The sequence below is a fragment of the Tunturiibacter gelidiferens genome, from assembly GCF_013410115.1.
In the GTDB taxonomy this organism is placed as follows: domain Bacteria; phylum Acidobacteriota; class Terriglobia; order Terriglobales; family Acidobacteriaceae; genus Edaphobacter; species Edaphobacter gelidiferens.
Genome location: NZ_JACCCV010000001.1, coordinates 2425958 through 2443575, shown reverse-complemented (window position 1 = coordinate 2443575; position 17618 = coordinate 2425958). Strand labels below are relative to the sequence as shown.

Below are 17618 nucleotides of genomic sequence, written 5' to 3'. Positions count from 1 at the left end.
GTCTTAAAACCAACGCCGAACCAATCCTATCCCTCTATAATCGCAACCTATGAATCTTCCCCGACGGCGTTTCCTCTGCTCATCTCTTGTTATGCTCGGTACCCCGTTGATGGACGCGCTAACGACCCCGCTCTGGCAATGGAGAGATCCAACGCTGATCCAAGCCGCAACCTCGAATCCTGCGCCCCCAGTGCAGTTTGTGGATGTCGCGCAGCGAGCCGGGTTGACAATCCCAAACGTGTGGGGCGGTATTGACCACAAGCGCAGCATTATCGAGGCCAAGGGAAGTGGGCTGGCTTTTTTTGACTACGACCAGGACGGTTGGTTGGACATCTATCTCACCAATGGAAATCGACTTGACGCTCAATGGTCTGCCGGAAAGGCGCCTATATCTCATCTGTACAAGAACAACCGCGATGGCACGTTTACCGATGTCACCGAGAAGTCGGGTCTGGGTGTCACCGGTTGGCAGACCGGCGTCTGCATCGGCGACTACGATAACGACGGATGGGACGATCTGTTTTGCACCTTCTGGGGGCATAACATCCTCTTCCACAACAATGGAAATGGAACCTTTACTGATGTTACTCACAAAGCCGGCCTCTATCAGGAACAGTTCCGTTGGGGCGCTGGCTGCACCTTTCTCGACTACGACAGGGACAGCCATCTCGATCTTTTCGTCTGTAACTATCTCAAGCTGAATCCGGAGACCATTCCAGCGGCAGACGAAACGCATTATTGTCAGTGGAAGGGTGTCCCCATCATGTGCGGCCCCCGCGGCCTTCCCGGCGACACGAACATTCTTTATCACAACAATGGAGACGGCACCTTTACCGACGTCTCGCAAAAGTCGGGCATTCTGAAACCGGGCCCGCGATACTCCATCACCTCCGTCTCTTACGACTTCGACAACGATGGTTGGCCGGACATCTATGTTGCGGTGGACTCACAACCGAGCATTCTCTTCCAGAACAATCACGACGGAACGTTCACCGATGTTGCCGTTATTGCCGGTTGCGCCTACAGCGATGGCGGTCATGAGCAGGCCGGAATGGGTGTCGCTGTCGCCGATTACGATTGCGACGGCTGGTTCGACATCTTCAAGACCAACTTCGCGGACGACACCTGCAACCTATACCACAACAACGGCGATGGAACCTTCAGCGATGTTACGTTTCCTTCCGGCGTAGGAATCAATAACCGCTATGTCGCATGGGGATGCGCTTTTCTTGACTATGACAACGATGGTTGGCCGGACATCTTTCAGGTAAATGGGCATGTTTACCCTGAGATCGACAACTACCATTTCGATCAAACCTTCAAGAATCCGCGCTTGGTCTACAAGAACCTCGGCAATGGACGCTTCAAGGATGTTTCGTCGTCAATGGGGCCCGGAATTGCAGAACGCTTTTCCAGCCGGGGCGCGGCCTTCGGAGACTATGACAACGATGGTGGCTTGGATGCGCTGATTTTGAACATGAACGATTTGCCATCGCTCCTTCGCAACGACGGAGGAAACAAACAAAACTGGATCAAAATCAAACTGCTAGGCGTAAAATGCAATCGCACCGCAATTGGAGCTCGCGTGCGCGTCATAACCGGTAAGCACATTCAAATGGACGAAGTTCATAGCGGTACAAGCGTGATGTCGCAAAGCGATCTGCGCATTCACTTCGGTCTTGGCAAGGCAGATGTAGTGGATGTCATTGAAGTGAAGTGGCCGACGACGCAAAAGATAGAACGATTCATGCAGGTCAAAGCGAATCAGATACTCACCATCCGCGAAGGCAACGGAATCGTCGCAATCTCCAAGGCCGCCTCCTCGCGCTCCACTTAGAAGGTAGATAGGTTCTCATCAGGAACCCGCCGTCGACAGTTGCTGGATCAGCCTGTTTGCTTTTATCGTGCCGTCGAAGGAACAGGCTGATCTGGCAGAACGATCAGGAATTGCTTGACCTCGCGACGCTTCTTCTCAACGGCCTCTGCCTGTTGACTCTTGATCTCATCGTGAAGCTTGAACTCTTCTTCAGCCTTCGCTCGTTCTCCGACTCGGTCATAGGCTAGCGCGAGCCGGTAATGGGCCTCGCCCAGCTGCGGCTCCCCTTCGATTGCCATTTTATAAAAATCGATCGCCTCGGAAAATTTGGATCGAGACGCAGACAGTATCCCGAGCTGGAGGTAAGCGTCGCCGCATTTTGCATCGATAGTGACAGCTCTTGCAAGCAGCTCCTCGGCCTGATTCATGGTCTGGGTCTCCGCCGAATGTTGCTGCCGCTTCAGGATCGCCATCGCATAAAAATAGTTGGCAAGAGCGTTGTCAGGCTGCTCCTTCACAAACCGTGCCAGCCTCTGCTCAACACACGACAATATATCGGGAGCCACAGTCTGCATCTTACCCATAAACATATACGGCTCAGGGTCCATCGGGTCAAGATCGGAAGCATGGCACAGGCGAACGGCAGCCTCCTCGTACAGCGCGCCGGCGAAGAGAGCCGCACCCAGGGCCGTCAGCATTCTGGCCGACCTCGGATAGGCTTCGTCCCCTCTGCGAAAGACCTCCTGTGCCTGCCAAACAGCTCGATGAATTAATAACTCAGAACCCCACTCAAAATAATTCTGTTCACTGGGTTCCAGTTGGACCGCCTCCTCATACTCATGAACGGCGGCTAGAGGATTGCCTGATGTCTCATCCAACTCACCCGCAAGCCGATATAGCTTCCCGTTCCCATGTTGCTTGAGTAGCTCATGGACGCGATCGAGGGCCGCCGCAGTACGACCACTCCGGTCATAAGCCTGAATAAGGTCGTACTGGTTCTTGAGATTTTCCGGATTAATCCGAGATGCATTTTGTAGGGGCGCTAGCGATTCGCCGTATCGGCCAGTTCGAAGATAGAATTCACCAAGCTTATGGTTCGCTTCAAAGTTTCCCGGAGAATGTTCCAAATCTGAGCGTAACTTGCCTTCGGTCTCCTTCCAAACAGGAGCAGCATCGGCTGTTCCAATACTGCCTGCCTGATCCCATGGTTTGAGCGTAACTGTTTCACTCGCGAGCGCTTCGCTGGTCCGCAGCATAGAGTCCGATCCATGCCCCCCGACCGCCGTCCAATCAGTCACTCCTGCAACGGTGAAGTTCGGCTTATCGGCGAAAGCCATAGCTTGTTCGGAAGGCGATGAGGTTGCCCCGGGAGTTGATTGAACTGAACCTCCATCTTCTAGGACCAGATCAACCTTCTGTTGGGTGCCCTTTGAAGATAGTGTGACAGCTACAGCGCGGCCGCGGAATCCTGGTTTCTCTGCGCTCAGCCGATATATTCCCGGTTGAATGGTCGAAAACGCGAACGTGCCATCTGCGTTGGTTTGAATCTCGACACCACCATGAACCCCCTTCTGTTCGAGCCTCACGACTGCGCCGTCGACAGGCTTACCGCTTGGAGAATGGACAGTTCCCTGCACGACCCCCGTCACGTCAGCAGAGATCTGCTGCGCAACCGCCACGCCAATGGAGACGACAAACAGAAGCATAGCGACAGCCACCAAAACACCGCGAAACCAACTAGCAGTACTCGTTTTGGAGTGAGAAAGCAATTCGCGCGATATTACCGTCGGTAAATTCGCTGCACTCGTCTTAAACAGGTTGTCAGTGTGCTTCTTCATGTACCTGACTGCAACTATAACTCCGTCTCATTCAGGCGGAAGGTGAATCGCGTTTACCTTGTTTTGAATTGCATTTCTCGACTTGGCAATAGCACCATCATCATATAAACGCGAACTGCAATCACGATCCCTTGTAGCATCCACAAATTACGATTGCTAGCCTGCAATGTATGCGCGTACATTGGACAGGATCGAACGAACCAGAGCTCTGCGCCGCGCAGATACTTTGACTCTCCCAATTAAGGAGCTCTTCTTGCCTGGACGTAAAGCATGAACCGCAGACACTTTCTCACCTCCACCGGAACAGTCCTCGCCGCCGGCGTCATCGCGCCAGCAGCCACAAGTCAGGCTCTCGCCCCCGTCACCACGCGTGGCAGCCGCATGATCCTGCCTATCAATCGCGGCTGGCGCTATAGCACAAAAACCTCAAGCGAAGGTCACAATCCCGGCTTCGACGACTCCAGCTTTACCCGCGTCGTCGTCCCGCACACTAACGTTCGCCTGCCCTGGCACAGCTTTGACGACAAGACCTATGAGTTCATCTCGCTTTACCGTCGCCCGCTCGACATCCCCGCCGCTCACGGAAGGCGCGTCTTCGTCGACTTCGAAGGCGTTATGACCGCATCCACCGTCTACCTCAACGGCACGAAGCTCGGCGAATACCGCGGAGGCTACACGCCGTTTTCCTTCGAGCTGACCCAGCATCTCGACCCCTCCGGCAAAAATCTTCTCTCCCTCGACGTCGACTCCACCGAACGCGCCGACATCCCGCCCTTCGGCAACGAGGTCGACTACCTCACCTTCGGCGGCATCTATCGCGAGGTCGCGCTCCGCATCGTCCCCCAGACCTTTCTCGAAAACATCTGCGCCCGCCCAACCAACGTGCTCAGCGCCTCCCCCACCGTCGAGGTCGAATGCTTCCTCGACCGCGCTCCCGATTCTCGTCTCGGAGCACTTTCGCTCCGCGCCGAACTCCGCCGCAACCCAGACGGCAACGTCTGCTCCTCGACCACCCGCAAGATCTCCGAACCCACGTCCATCGATCACCACGAGGCCGATGCTGACCAAACCCTGGGCGCGCTTCCGCTCCCCACCCCGGTCCCCGGCTCCTACACTCTCACGCTCGATAAACTGGGCAAGCTCGATCTGTGGGATCTTGAAACCCCGCACCTTTACACCGTTCACGTTCAACTCCTCGAGAACGGCAGAGTCATCGACGAAGACGGCCGCCGCATCGGCTTCCGCGAGGCCACCTTCACCCCACAGGGCTTCTCGCTCAACGGAAAGATCGTCAAGCTTCATGGCCTCGACCGCCACCAGACCTTTCCTTTCGTCGGCCAGGCGATGCCTGCGCGCGTCCAGCGTCAGGACGCAAAGATCCTCCGGCATGACCTTCGTTGCAACATCGTCCGCACCTCCCATTACCCACAGTCCCGGCATTTTCTCGACGCCTGTGATGAAATCGGCCTCCTAGTCCTTGAAGAGATTCCCGGTTGGCAGCACATCGGCGACAAGCCCTGGCAGGATATCGCCGTCGATAACGTCCGCCGCATGATCCGGCGCGACTGGAACCACCCCTCCATAATCCTCTGGGGCGTCCGCATCAACGAGTCGCGCGACAACCACGACTTCTACACCCGCACCAACGCCCTCGCGCACGCCCTCGACCAGCAGCGCCAGACCGGCGGCATCCGCTACTTCCAGGAGTCCGAGTTCCTCGAAGACGTCTTCACCATGAACGACTTCGGCTGGCCCCTGAAGGCCCCAAACCATCCCCGCTACCTCAACACGGAGTTCGTCGGCCACACCTTCCCCGCCAAAACCATCGATAGCAAAGAGCGCCTGCAGGAGTTTGTCGTCCGCCACGCCCGCGTCCACGATACCCTCGCCTCCAACCCCCAATACGCCGGCGGCATCGGCTGGTGCGCCTTCGACTACAACACCCACAACAACTTCGGCTCCGGCGACCGCATCTGCTACCACGGCGTCATGGACATCTTCCGCACTCCTAAGTCCGCCGCAGGCTTCTATAAATCCATGTGCGAACCCTCCGAAGAGATCGTCCTCGAGCCCGCCTTCCACTGGTCGCGCAATGACGAGTCGATAGGCTTCACCACCGCGATGATCTCCTCCAACTGCGACCACCTCAAGCTCTTCGTCGAGAACGCCAAAGGCGAGCGCCTGGTCGGCGAAGGAGATCCCGATCGCAAGCAGTTTCCCTCCCTCAAACATCCGCCCTTCACCATCCCTCTCGGCGAAGGTCTTCGCGCCTGGGGCGATCTCCGAATCGAGGGTTACATTGGCGGTAAACAAGTCGTATCCAAACGCTACTCCGGCAAGGGCGTCGACCAGCAGTTCGTGCTGTTGCCCGACGATCGCGAACTGATCGGAGACGGCGCGGACACAACACGGGTCGTCTTACGGGTCAACGATGAATTCGGCCAGATACGCCCCTTCGCCAATGACGCCATCCGCCTTGAACTTGAAGGCCCCGGGGAGATCATAGGCGACAACCCCTTTGCCCTTATAGGCGGCACCGGAGCAATCTGGATCCGCGCCAAAGAACAGCCCGGCAGTCTCCGCCTGCGCGCCACTCACCCGTTCCTCGGCGAGCAGACCATCGACATCCAGTGCTCCGCAGCCTCACCCGAACAGGCCTGACCAACTCACTCATTGCCGCAACGCTAGTTCCACAGAGACTGGGTGCCCGATCCTTTCGCAGTCCCATCGCGATAGGGTGGGATATTCGTGCGAAAGCACGGACCGCAGTAAAAACCGTCCTGTGCCGAAGCCTTCCCTGAGCCGCACTACAGATCTCACACAAAACCAACTTTACTTTTTCGGTGGTCCCGTCGACTTCCTGACCACCAGCATAGGCTCGATCACGCGGTTTCTTCCCGGACGCGGTTCAATCTGATGCCCATCATAACTTTCAAACAGAGACTGAAAGGCAATCTGTGCAATCTGCGTTCTGGGCAGGCGGATCGTCGTCAGCGCAGGATAGGTAAAAGCGCTCATGTGAATATCGTCGAAGCCGATCACCGAGATATCCTCCGGCACCCGGAAACCCTGTTCATGGATCTCGTCGATCGCCCCGATCGCAGTGAGATCGTTCGACGCCATCACGGCCGTCGGCAACTTCTTAGAAGTTAGCATGCGCCTCATCGCAATCTTTCCACCTTCGATCCGATGATCTCCCTCCTCAATCCATGTCTCTTTCATGCGGGGCTTATCGACTGCCATGCCCTTCATGAATGCGTCCAGACGTTTCCGCGCCGAGATCAGCCTTAGTGGGCCGCTGATAAATCCGATCCGGCGATGATTTAGCGTTCTCAGATGCTTCATCGCCTGGCCGATGCCTGTCTTGTAGTCCACACTGATAGTGTTGACTCCAAGCGCCGGCTTCCCGCCATCTAAAAACACCAGCGGAATGCCACGTCTGCCGAAAGGTCCTATCAGCGCCTCATCCATCTCGGAGGTCATAATGGCGACCCCGTCCACTTTGCGCTCCAGCATACGGCTCAGGCAATGCTCCATCCTGACCGGATTGTAGTCAGTGTTCGCAACCAGCACCTCCTGTCCGTGTTCTACCGCAATGGTCTCGAACGCTTTCACCAACTCAGGGAAAAAAGGATTGGTAATATCGGAAATGATCAGCCCAAACATGTTACTGCGGCCAGTTCCCAACGCTCGCGCATTCCGGTTGGGGTAGAAGTTCAACTCACGAATGACTTCCAGAACCGCCGCAGCCGTCGATGCCCGCACCAGCTCTGGTCGATTGATTACCCGACTAACCGTGGCAGTTGAGACGTTGGCGCGTCTGGCGACAGCTTCAATATTCATAAATCCCCGCGAGAACGGCATTTAGCCATAGCCGATTTTCGCAATCATCGTTTGACCGATGCTGACAGCAGCCGAACATGAATTGAATATATCTTCTATCAACGCATTCGGAAGATTGAGCCCAAATGCCGATTTGAAGTTGATTCTGGGATATGTTCTTGCGTTTGAGATTGGAACGGTCAAGCAAGCAAGACCTCTGCTCAACACCATAAGCACCTTGTTCGAAGCCATGTCCGTTAAACACTCACTCAAGTGCGATACGGCTGCGGCGATTCGGGCTCACGCGCCACCGGACGGACAGCTGAAGGTCCAGCCCCTAACTACCACACCAACACACACCATCATGGCACACCAATGCTGTGTACACCCGGCCAACACAGCGCCCCTTAGAGTAAACAGACGCGCCACTGACAAGAAATATAGGGGAAGGAGGAGTAGGAATGACTCTTGCAAAACATCTTCGGCGCAACGGATGCAAGCGGGGAAGGTGCCGCCAACTGCTCCGTGGTCAACTCATTTAAGTTCAACGGGTTCGACCCGGAACCCTACTATCGCGTCCCGGGTCAGACCGCGGCCATCCAATAAGCAAAATCAACGAGCTGCCGTCATGGAATGCCTCGCTCGACACCCCCACGACAACCCTACCAATTCGTCTCCACATCACGCTACGTGGAGACATAACTCTACCAGCCCTCATAAGAACGATCCATATCACAAACTTACAGTGCAACGGGTAGCAGATGCGATTTCATTTGAACGTAACTTCGGCTAACAAATCGTTGCTTGACAGAAGTCTTATTGTGCATGTAAATAGGTTTGCGTAAACCTTACAGTTAACGTATAAACTTCTTTGCCATTCCGCTGTCGTTCTTTTCAGGAGAAGCCTCTATCAACAGGGTCTTCCCGACTATTGGCGGGAAGATCATTGAAGGATTGCCGATATAGAGCGATATGTCGTCACCGTCCATCTAGGTTCTCATAATATAAAGCACTGGTTCTCTAATGCAGGATAAATGAACCACAATTCCTGGCATGCCAGAGCATTGAGTATCCTCTGAGGCTGTACGGCGTACTCAATGCGGACAACGTTCATCACGACTGCGCTCTACGTTCCTCGGAGAGATCGAATGCGATTAAAAGTCAGACAGCTCCGAAGCTCGATAGGCTCGAAGATTGCGGCCACTAGGAAGCATTCCTTTACAGGTTTCCACTCGGCACTAAGAATTGCGCGGGCGAGGGCACGGAACTCTAATCCTGCACCGTGTTAAAGGCGCTTCTGAAGCGGGAACGACGGAGTGACTCGTAACTGAGCACGAGAAGCGCTTGCCTTCGTGATCTAGAGATGCGAAGAGAGGTTGTCAAACATGGAGTTGTTTTTCTGCGGCTCCCTGCCGTAACTCCTGGTTCTGAGATCTTCAAAGGCCGGCGTACGGCCTCCCTTCGTAGGCGGCCACTCCGGGTGTCAGCTAGAACGGCCTCAAGCCTGAGGCTGGAAAAGTCAAAGCTATTACATCGATATTTTTATATGTTTAGACCGAAATGGCTGTTTTCCCACGTTTCAATGGCCACCTCATCATTTCGCTGAACGGCCATATACGGCAGGCTCACCCAGGCTGCCTGCCCTCGGCAGGTTCCGAATATAAAGCACCATGCGCCATATATCCTCATCGGAAAAATCCTTGTCAGAGGCGGGCATACCCGAAGGAGCAATTCCGTTCTTGATAATCCACTCAGTTGTCCATCCGTATAAGACTGAATCTCGGCGCTGGCAAGCGAGGGGATGGGTGGAGAAACAGACGCAGCGAAAGGAACGCCCGTGTTCTGGCCGTCAAGCCCGTGGCAAACCATGCAGTACGAGGTAAAGCTCTGTTTGCCATCCTCAATATTCTCCGCACTTGCAGCTACCGGATTGGCGTCTTTTTTGCCCCCGATAGTGATATGCTTCGTCCAGTTGATAACCTTGGTCTCGGTTACGGACGGCATGCTGACACGGCATCCCGCAAGGCCAGTCGACAGTATCGAAAGCAGAATCAACGAAGAGAAGCGGCGTGATCTCATCTCACTATTGGATCACGTGCACCGTCATTGACATCGTTTTGTGTCCCGCACCGCAGTACACGCCGCAGTCGGCTTTGAAATCGCCCACCTGATCCGGAGTGAGGAGAACATCGTTAAACTCTCCAGCCTTCATCTTCGCATTCAGGTTGAGCGCGTTGATCCGGAGACTATGCGGGGAGTCGTCAGAGGTGAGGTGCAGTTTATACGTCTCGCCCTTGTGCAGCGTAATCTCTGCAGGTTCGTAGGCGAACTTCTTGGCGTGGATCTCGATGACCTTAGGCTCCGGATCCTGAGCACGCGAACTCGTTGTATTGGCAAAGAGAAAGATGACTGCAAGACCGCATGCAGCGGACCATTTCCTGGACTTCATGTGTTCCCTTTCGGTGGAGCAGTTAAGCAATGATGTCGTGGATCACATTTCCCGAGACGTCAGTCAGACGGAAGTCGCGGCCGCTGGAGCGGAACGTCAGCTTGGTGTGGTCGATGCCCATGAGATACAGAATCGTCGCATGGATATCATGGACATGGACAGGCTTATCAACGACCTTCCAGCCGAAGTCATCGGTGGCACCATAAGTCATGCCGCCTTTGATCCCGCCGCCCGCAAGCCACATGCTAAAACCATGCGGATTATGGTCGCGACCAGCGTGAGTTCCAGCCCCTCCAAGCTCAACCACCGGCGTACGACCGAACTCCGAGCCACAGACGATGATGGTCTCGTCGAAAAGACCACGCGCTTTGAGGTCCTTGACGAGCGCGGCGAAGGGCTGGTCCGAGTCCTTGGCGTTTTTGCGGTGAGACTGGATATCCTGGTGAGCATCCCACGGGTCGCCCATCGAGTAATAGACCTGCACCATGCGGACGCCGCGCTCAATCAAGCGGGCCGCAGTCAGGCAACCACGTGCCGTTGAGCCCTCGCCATACATCTTGATCGTCGCCTCGCTCTCCTTGCGCACATCGAACACATCCGGCGCTTCGGTTTGCATGCGATAAGCAGTCTCCATTGAGCCAATGGTGGCCTCAAGCTGCGGGTCCGCTGGTCCGTGGCCGTAAGTCTCAGTCTCGTTGAGTTCGTCAAGCTTCTTCACAAGATCCAGCTCGTGGCGCTGCTGCTTGATATCGAAGCCGTCGTTATGAATATTCGGAATGAGTTTGTAAGGATCGAAATTTTTCTGGCGAGTATCGGTGGTGACGTAGGTCGCCTGGTTGACGGCGGGAAGGAATCCCGAGCTCCAGAGCGGCGGACCTACGGTCGTGGGTACCTGCGGGCAAAGCACAACAAAACCGGGCAGGTTCTTGTTTTCGGTCCCCAGGCCATACGTAAGCCAGGAGCCCATCGAGGGGCGCCCGATGACATTTGCGCCAGTGTTCATCATAATAAGCGCGGGCTCGTGATTCGGGATCTCCGTAAAAACAGATCGAACAACGCAGATATCGTCGGCGCAGGCCCCGACGTTCGGGAAGAGCTCCGAAACCTGAAGCCCGCTCTTGCCATAACGCTTGAACTCGAACGGCGACTTCATCAGTGTGCCAGTCTTCCGTTCGTGGCCGAGATCACCTCCGGGCATCGGCTGGCCGTGGTACTTCTCGAGCATCGGCTTGTAGTCGAAGCTGTCGACGTGAGACAGGCCGCCATTCATGAACAGGAAGATGACGTGCTTTGCCTTGGGTTTGAAGTTGGGGTCGCGAAGCATCCAGGGATTGGTGGCGGCGGTTGTGGCGGCCGCGGCACCCGGAGTATTTGCGTTCAGGATCTCAGCCTGGGCCAGCGATTCGCCGACCATGCTGGCGAAGCTCATCATGGCGAATCCGCCGCCGATACAACGGAGGGCGTCGCGGCGATTGATTGGTTTCGGTTTCTCACAAGCCATTGGAGTGTCTCCTTTGTTCGTGGTTCTTGGAACCTGCCTGTAAAGCTTCAAGAACCATTCGGACTGCTAATTCAAGAATTCAAATTCGTTCGAGTTGAAGAGTACGCGCGAGTATTGCTTCCACGCGGTAAGTGGTTCTTGATTTACAAGGTAGCCGGGTTTCTCCGGAGTGTTCTTCAAGAAATCAAGTCCCGCCTGCAGTTCCGCCGGGGTTGGACCTCGTCCGAAGAGCAAGCGATAGATCTCGTTAATGCGGGCAGTGTCGTCTCCCTTGTCATAGACACGCTCGGCCAGCTTGCCCGCCTGCGCGTAGATGAAGGCGTTATTCATGAAGTAAAGACGCTGCACCGGTACGTTGGTAGAGAAGCGCTGCTCTGCAGTAAACGTGGGGTTGGGAAAATCAAAGGCCTGCAGAAAAGGATCAATTCGGAAACGGCTCACCTTCGCGTAGACAGTTCGCCGATGGTTATCGATGCCTAGCTCCGTCGAAGGCCCACTCGACTCTTTCGTGTCTAAGTCGCCGGCAACGAAGAGTACGGAATCACGAAGCTGTTCGGCGTCGAGACGCTGCAGAGCAAAATGAGAGTAGAAGCGGTTGAGAGGATCGGCGACATGCTCCTCCGGTGTCTCCTTGCTGCTCTGCTGATACACGGCTGAGAGCATGATCGTGCGCTGAAGCTTCTTGAGCGACATGCCATTCTTCTGAAACTGAATCGCGAGATAGTCGAGGAGCTCCGGATCAGACGGTGGATCGCCAACCGCGCCGAAGTTGTCGGCAGTGTTGACGATGCCGGTGCCGAAGTGCCACTTCCAAACTCGGTTCACCCAAACTCGCGAGCCGATCGGACTCGCGACGATGTCGTCTGCCAACTGCAGCCGGCCGCTACCCTCCGTGTATGGCTTCTTGTCGGGCGACCCAAGCACGGTGAGGAAGGCTCGAGGCGCAATATCACCATGCGAGTGCGGGTTTCCACGAAGGTCTACCGCAATATTCACAGCCTGGGGTTTGTCGGCCATACCATGCGCAAAGGGGTAGATCTGACCGACCGACTTCACGTAGCCGCCATGGCTGCGTTCGGTCTGAAGCGTGGACAAGTAGGCTTGTTCGGCTGGTCCAAGGCGACGGATCAGGTCCCATCCACGAAAGACGAAGAGGCCTGGCTCACCGCGCTCGTCGAAGACCCCCGTGCCTAGCTGGCGCATGAAGAGGTCTTCATAAAGGTTCGCCTTCTCCGGCGTCAGAACCTTGAGTTCAAGCGTGCACCCTGGGCAGAACTGATCGTAGGTATCGAAGTCCGAGGGCTTCACATCTTTTTCGCGTTCGGTTGGAACCCCGGCTTTGGCCTTAATCTTGTCATTCTCGTTCTCAACCGCCTTGTTCTCGATTTGGAGATCGAGGATGCGCTGCTGAAAGGAGTCTGCGAGAAACTTGGCCTGGTCTTCCGCGCCGCCCTGGGCGATCATGAGTTGCCAGTCTTTGAGATAGGGATAGAACGTTGGCTTTTTCGCCAGGAACTTGACCCAACGATCCAGGAACTCAGGATCGAGACGTGCCGCATCCGCAGCCTCCTCGATCTTTTTCTTGGGCTTTCCTGCCACCTGCCACGAAGCGACCATGTACGCAGAGGTCTGAGCCGCGAGTGCCTTGGCGAGTTCCGCGCTGACAGTCTTCGTGTAGTCCTGGGCCGCTTTGTCCTTATCGTTCGCCTCCTTGAACCTCTCGTGCCAGAAATCGACCTCGGACTCAGGAACGAAGTTGTATTCCTTATAAGTAGAGCTGGCGAAGATTCCTCCAAGCGCGTAGTAGTCTTTGGCTAGGATTGGGTCGTATTTATGGTCGTGACAACGTGCGCACGCCACGGTTAGACCGAGGAAGCCTCGCGTGACGGCGTCGATGCGCTCGTTACGTTCATCAGCGCGACCCTGAATCGGCTCGGCCTGATCCCAGATCCACGGCGCACCACCAAGAAACCCGGTGGCCTTCAGGTCATCTGGCGTGGGCTGCTTGGAAAGCAGATCTCCCGCAAGCTGCATCTTTACAAACCGATCGTACGAGACGTCATCATTGACCGCTTTGATCACCCAGTCGCGATAGACCCACGCACCATCGAACGGCATGTAGCCCCGGCCACGCGGATCGAGGCCGCGAATGTCATCATCTGCATATCTGGCGACGTCGAGCCAGTGGCGGCCCCATCGTTCGCCATAACGAGGGGAAGCAAGCAGACGGTCAATAACCTTGGCGTAGGCGTCTGAAGAAGAGTCCTTCTCGAAGGCCACAATCTCTTCAGGTGTAGGCGGCAGACCGGTCAAATCCAAAGTAGCGCGGCGAAGGAGAGTGCGCTTGTCTGCCATGGGGGCGGGTCTGAGCCCCTTCTCTTCAAGCTTGGCCAGCACGAAGCGGTCGATGTCCGTCTTTGCCCACGACCGAAGCGCGGGATCTTTGATCACTGGTACGGGATAGTCCTTCAGCGGCTGGAATGACCAAAACTTCCTCATGTCGGGAGTAATCTGCTTGCCGGCTATACGAACGGGAGCCGAGGTCCTAGGCCACGGCGCGCCCATCTTAACCCACTCAGCAAGTGTCTCGATATCCCCAGCCGAGAGTTTGCTTCCGCCCTTCGGCATCTTAAGCGAACCCGTCTGGTGAACCGCCGTAAGAAGAAGGCTCTTTTCCGGATCGCCAGCTACAATCGCCGGGCCTGAGTCTCCTCCCTTGAGAAGTGCCTCGCGTGACGACAGACTAAGCCCACCAGAAGCCCGCTCCTGGTGGCAGGATCCGCACTGCGTCGCAAGCACAGGGCGAACTTTGTTTTCGAAGAAATCATCGCCGGGGGTGCTCTTCGCCTGGGCAGCAGTGAGCAGGGCAACAACCGGCTTCGTTGGTTCTGCGCTGTCCCAAACGCCACCACGTCGCACCCACTCAACGATATTCGCGATATCGCCGTCAGGCAGCTTGTCACCTTTCGGAGGCATCTTGAGATCACCGGTCTGACGGATCGCTTCAATTAAAAGACTTTTTTCGGGGTCTCCCGGAACGATGGCGGGACCAGATTCGCCTCCCTTCAACACCCCCGCATGTGAGTCGAGATGTAGCCCACCGGCACCCTCGGAGGTATGGCACTTATAGCAATTCTGCGCCAGCACAGGGCGCACCTTTTGTGTGAAGAACTGCGTATTGTCTTCTTCTGAGGGCGTTGGGGCGATCGTCTTATCCGAGACCTTATTCAGGGTCTTTTCTTGACCGTGCATCCTGAAACTACCGATAGCAAAAAGGGCGACGAAAATGCACACGTCCGAGATCCGACCGCGAATCCAGAGGTTTTTCATAACGCGTCTTCTCCGTCAATGGGAAAAGCATCCGGGGAGGACGTCGTATGTTGGTCGCCTCGCGAGAACCGCTCTACATAGTCGACCAGATCGAGGAACTCCTGGCCATTCTTACGCAAACTCATTCCAGATGCCGGCAACTTTATATCGAGCGCTACTCGGGAGCCGCAGTGATCCTCTCGACCGGCGCGGGCGAGAACGATGAGTCGGCTGCCGAGGAAAAGCGCCTCCGCGGTATTGTGCGTCACGAAGACGACTGTCGGTTTCAGCTCATTCCACACCGAACGAAGCAGACGCTGGAGACTCGCGCGCGTAGCAGGGTCAAGTGCGCTGAAAGCCTCATCCATCAGCAGCACGCGCGATTTCATCATCAGGGACTGGGCAATCGCAACACGCTGCTGCATTCCGCCCGAAAGTTGATGAGGGTACTTGGCGGCGTCCGAAGCCTGGAGACCCATATGCTGTAGCTGACGAAGAGCCTCTTCTCGAACCTGTCTGCGGAACGCTCGAAAGCTGGGACGCAGTCGACCAAGAATATGGTACTTCGAGGTCTCCGGCCCCATCGCCAGATTGTTCAGAACCGTACGGTCCGGGAAGAGAGAATACTTCTGCGGAACGTATCCGGATCGTGCATCAACCCGCTCGACCGCGCTTCCGGAGACAGAGATACGGCCGCTGGTCGGCCGCTCTTGGCCGAGAATCATGCGCAGCAGGGTGCTCTTGCCACAGCCAGTCGCACCCAACAGAACAACAAACTCGCCCTCTTCAATCTCAAGATCAATGCCTTCAAGAACGGTTCTGCGGCTTCGTTTGCCAACCGCATACGAAACCGAAACGCGCTCAATGCGGATAGCGTTTGGTGCGCCGAGCGTCGTGACCGTCAGTTCGCCTATCTGAGGAGCATTCAAACTTGAAACCATGGATGCAGCCTCCTGTTCAATACTCGCAATGAAAGATCGATCAGAAACAGCAGAAATGCAACCCAAAGGACATAAGGCAAAATGACGTCCATGCCCATATGTCGTCTCATGATTGCGATGCGGTAAGCGAGTCCGTCCGACGCCGCGATCATCTCACCGGCAAACAGAAAAAGCATCATCGGCTTCAGATTGAGACGGAGGCTGTTGATCACCTGCGGCAGCACCTGACGGAAAACCACGCGATAGGCGACATCGAAGTTGTTCGCATCTAGCGTGAACGCTTTGACGATCTGTTCCTGCGGGACAGCCTTCACCATCTGCGTCACATCGAGAATCATCGTTGGAGCGACTCCAATCACAATCAACGCAATCTTCGACCACTCGTCGATTCCAAAGACGATGAACAGAATCGGAAGCAGAGAAAGCGCGACGATCTTATCAAAGAAAAGAACAAAGCGAAGGAATCCAGCGCCAAACCAAGGGAAGAGACCAATATGGAGAGCGAGGAGCACAACCGGAATAAGAAGAAAGAGGCTAATAAAAAAGCGACGGCCGCTTGAGACAGTATCCTTCCATATCATCGAGTGATGAAATCGTTCCCACTTCGAAGCGTTGTCAGGGGCAACATAATCGTCTTCTTCCGCCGGCTCCAAGACAGAAGAGTGAATGCCCAGGGCGAGTTGACGCGCGTTCGGGACCACGCGGTCTTCAACATTTTCACGATGACGGCTGATCGATGTCTGCATATAAAGGCCAACGCAAACAAAGAACAACAAACAGGAGAGTCCCTGGGTCATCAGTCGGTTTGGCCTCGCCTGAATATCAAATGGAGAGAAGTTTGCCATAGGATGTTAGAGCTTTCCCTGTTGCGCAGCCTGCATATAGGCCGCATTGAATCTCAGACGTACTCGTTCTTTGTGGCCCTGGACAGAGCCGTCTGGATAAACGATGGCAACGTCGTCGACGGACTTGACGCCTTGACCAAGTAGTCCGTGTGCGAAGCAGAACTGGCGAACGAGTTCCATCTTTTGCTTGATATTTGGCCCGGTAGTGAAGTCGGCAGCAGACTTTGGTGTGGCAAAAAGCGAAGTAGTCCTGAGCTGCTCCTTATACGAGTCGATCGAGTCGCCGGACGCGGCGGCTGAAACCTTGATCGCCTGTGACTGCCCTGAGGCCAGCTGCTGCACCGTCTCGTACCAGGCCCCGCTAATCGCCTTGGCGAATCTCTGTCCGGATCCATCAGGGCGATTCAACACTTCGGTACGAACAACCAGCAGATCAAGGATTTCGCCGGGAATCTTCGAAGAATCGAAGATGGAGTGGACGCTCTTGTCAGCGAGAATCTGCGAAGCCAAAGGCTTCCACGTAACTACCGCAGGGTTCGACGTATTATTCATGAACGCCGGAACGATGTCCGAGTCCGAGGTGTTAATCAACCGAAGCTTGGAGAGTTGGGCCTGCTGACCGTTGAGCACCATCCCTCGCTCGAGTAAGTACTCGGACACTGTCTTTTGCACCAGCATAATGCGCTGGCCAGGGAGCTTATCAAATGTCAGCCCGTTACGGACTAGGACAGCGTCGTTCCCGTTAGAGTAGTCCCCAACGATGATAGCCGTGGAGTCCACGCCAGCGGCGGCCGGCATGTCCAATGCCTCCATATTAGTCATCGTGCAGGCGTCAATATTCTTTGCGACAAACGAGTCCAGAGACGCGGCATAGTCGAACCGTTGAACCTTGATGACTATCCCATACTTATCCGCCCACTTCTTCATAGTGCCGGACTTCTGCATGTAAAAGTAAGGATTCCAGCCCGCGTAGACCGACCACCCGACGGTGAAGGTCGGCGGCTCTGTTATCGCACTTGCAGGCAAACAACACCCGATTAGCAGAAAGACAGTAAAGACTAGGGCGAAAAAACGGTGCTTCGTCGTTTTCATTGGCT

At 55.4% G+C, this 17618-nt stretch carries 12 protein-coding genes; 2 read left to right on the top strand and 10 right to left on the bottom strand.

Annotation, left to right across the window (positions count from 1 at the left end):
* Positions 1 to 109 precede the first annotated feature (109 nt).
* Positions 110 to 1837, top strand: a complete 1728-nt coding sequence (locus HDF12_RS10385) for a CRTAC1 family protein (protein WP_257025481.1) — start codon at positions 110 to 112, stop codon at positions 1835 to 1837.
* Between the two features lie 62 nt (positions 1838 to 1899).
* Here the strand turns inward: HDF12_RS10385 and HDF12_RS10380 are convergent, their stop codons facing one another.
* Positions 1900 to 3522, bottom strand: coding sequence for a carboxypeptidase regulatory-like domain-containing protein (locus HDF12_RS10380; protein WP_257025480.1), 1623 nt, complete (start codon positions 3520 to 3522; stop codon positions 1900 to 1902).
* Between the two features lie 402 nt (positions 3523 to 3924).
* Here HDF12_RS10380 and HDF12_RS10375 point away from each other — a divergent pair, with 402 nt between their 5' ends.
* The gene (locus HDF12_RS10375; RefSeq protein ID WP_179582666.1) at positions 3925 to 6315 is read left to right on the top strand and encodes a glycoside hydrolase family 2 protein; all 2391 of its coding nucleotides are present in this window, start codon (positions 3925 to 3927) and stop codon (positions 6313 to 6315) included.
* Positions 6316 to 6486: 171 nt separating this feature from the next.
* Here the strand turns inward: HDF12_RS10375 and HDF12_RS10370 are convergent, their stop codons facing one another.
* The 9 genes from HDF12_RS10370 to HDF12_RS10335 form a co-directional block, all read right to left on the bottom strand.
* Complete coding sequence (locus HDF12_RS10370; protein WP_179582664.1) at positions 6487 to 7497, bottom strand: LacI family DNA-binding transcriptional regulator; 1011 nt, start codon at positions 7495 to 7497, stop codon at positions 6487 to 6489.
* Between the two features lie 833 nt (positions 7498 to 8330).
* Positions 8331 to 8465, bottom strand: a complete 135-nt coding sequence (locus tag HDF12_RS22335; RefSeq protein ID WP_257025479.1) for a hypothetical protein — start codon at positions 8463 to 8465, stop codon at positions 8331 to 8333.
* A 553-nt stretch (positions 8466 to 9018) separates the two neighbouring features.
* Positions 9019 to 9480, bottom strand: coding sequence for a c-type cytochrome (locus tag HDF12_RS22865; RefSeq protein WP_373563885.1), 462 nt, complete (start codon positions 9478 to 9480; stop codon positions 9019 to 9021).
* Between the two features lie 79 nt (positions 9481 to 9559).
* Entirely contained in the window at positions 9560 to 9925 is a 366-nt protein-coding gene (locus tag HDF12_RS10360) for a cupredoxin domain-containing protein (protein WP_179582662.1), read from the bottom strand.
* 22 nt (positions 9926 to 9947) lie between these two features.
* Positions 9948 to 11426 (bottom strand): DUF1501 domain-containing protein, encoded by a 1479-nt coding sequence (locus tag HDF12_RS10355; RefSeq protein WP_179582660.1) that lies wholly within the window; start codon positions 11424 to 11426, stop codon positions 9948 to 9950.
* A 66-nt stretch (positions 11427 to 11492) separates the two neighbouring features.
* On the bottom strand, positions 11493 to 14678 hold the full coding sequence (locus HDF12_RS10350) for a PSD1 and planctomycete cytochrome C domain-containing protein (protein ID WP_179582658.1): 3186 nt from the start codon (positions 14676 to 14678) through the stop codon (positions 11493 to 11495).
* A gap of 74 nt (positions 14679 to 14752) precedes the next feature.
* Positions 14753 to 15676, bottom strand: a complete 924-nt coding sequence (locus tag HDF12_RS10345) for an ABC transporter ATP-binding protein (RefSeq protein ID WP_179582656.1) — start codon at positions 15674 to 15676, stop codon at positions 14753 to 14755.
* Complete coding sequence (locus HDF12_RS10340; RefSeq protein WP_179582654.1) at positions 15661 to 16521, bottom strand: ABC transporter permease; 861 nt, start codon at positions 16519 to 16521, stop codon at positions 15661 to 15663. The genes HDF12_RS10345 and HDF12_RS10340 overlap by 16 nt, the downstream gene beginning before the upstream one ends.
* 6 nt (positions 16522 to 16527) lie before the next feature.
* Positions 16528 to 17613, bottom strand: coding sequence for a putative urea ABC transporter substrate-binding protein (locus HDF12_RS10335; protein WP_179582652.1), 1086 nt, complete (start codon positions 17611 to 17613; stop codon positions 16528 to 16530).
* Between the last annotated feature and the right edge of the window lie 5 nt (positions 17614 to 17618).

Excerpts from the sequence above, each read along its gene's own strand:
- HDF12_RS10385 (WP_257025481.1), top strand. The coding sequence starts at position 110 with ATGGACGCGCTAACGACCCCGCTCTGGCAATGGAGAGATCCAACGCTG.
- HDF12_RS10380 (WP_257025480.1), bottom strand. The coding sequence starts at position 3,522 with ATGCTTCTGTTTGTCGTCTCCATTGGCGTGGCGGTTGCGCAGCAGATC.
- HDF12_RS10375 (WP_179582666.1), top strand. The coding sequence starts at position 3,925 with ATGAACCGCAGACACTTTCTCACCTCCACCGGAACAGTCCTCGCCGCC.
- HDF12_RS10370 (WP_179582664.1), bottom strand. The coding sequence starts at position 7,497 with ATGAATATTGAAGCTGTCGCCAGACGCGCCAACGTCTCAACTGCCACG.
- HDF12_RS22335 (WP_257025479.1), bottom strand. The coding sequence starts at position 8,465 with ATGGACGGTGACGACATATCGCTCTATATCGGCAATCCTTCAATGATC.
- HDF12_RS22865 (WP_373563885.1), bottom strand. The coding sequence starts at position 9,480 with ATGCCGTCCGTAACCGAGACCAAGGTTATCAACTGGACGAAGCATATC.
- HDF12_RS10360 (WP_179582662.1), bottom strand. The coding sequence starts at position 9,925 with ATGAAGTCCAGGAAATGGTCCGCTGCATGCGGTCTTGCAGTCATCTTT.
- HDF12_RS10355 (WP_179582660.1), bottom strand. The coding sequence starts at position 11,426 with ATGGCTTGTGAGAAACCGAAACCAATCAATCGCCGCGACGCCCTCCGT.
- HDF12_RS10350 (WP_179582658.1), bottom strand. The coding sequence starts at position 14,678 with ATGCACGGTCAAGAAAAGACCCTGAATAAGGTCTCGGATAAGACGATC.
- HDF12_RS10345 (WP_179582656.1), bottom strand. The coding sequence starts at position 15,676 with ATGGTTTCAAGTTTGAATGCTCCTCAGATAGGCGAACTGACGGTCACG.
- HDF12_RS10340 (WP_179582654.1), bottom strand. The coding sequence starts at position 16,521 with ATGGCAAACTTCTCTCCATTTGATATTCAGGCGAGGCCAAACCGACTG.
- HDF12_RS10335 (WP_179582652.1), bottom strand. The coding sequence starts at position 17,613 with ATGAAAACGACGAAGCACCGTTTTTTCGCCCTAGTCTTTACTGTCTTT.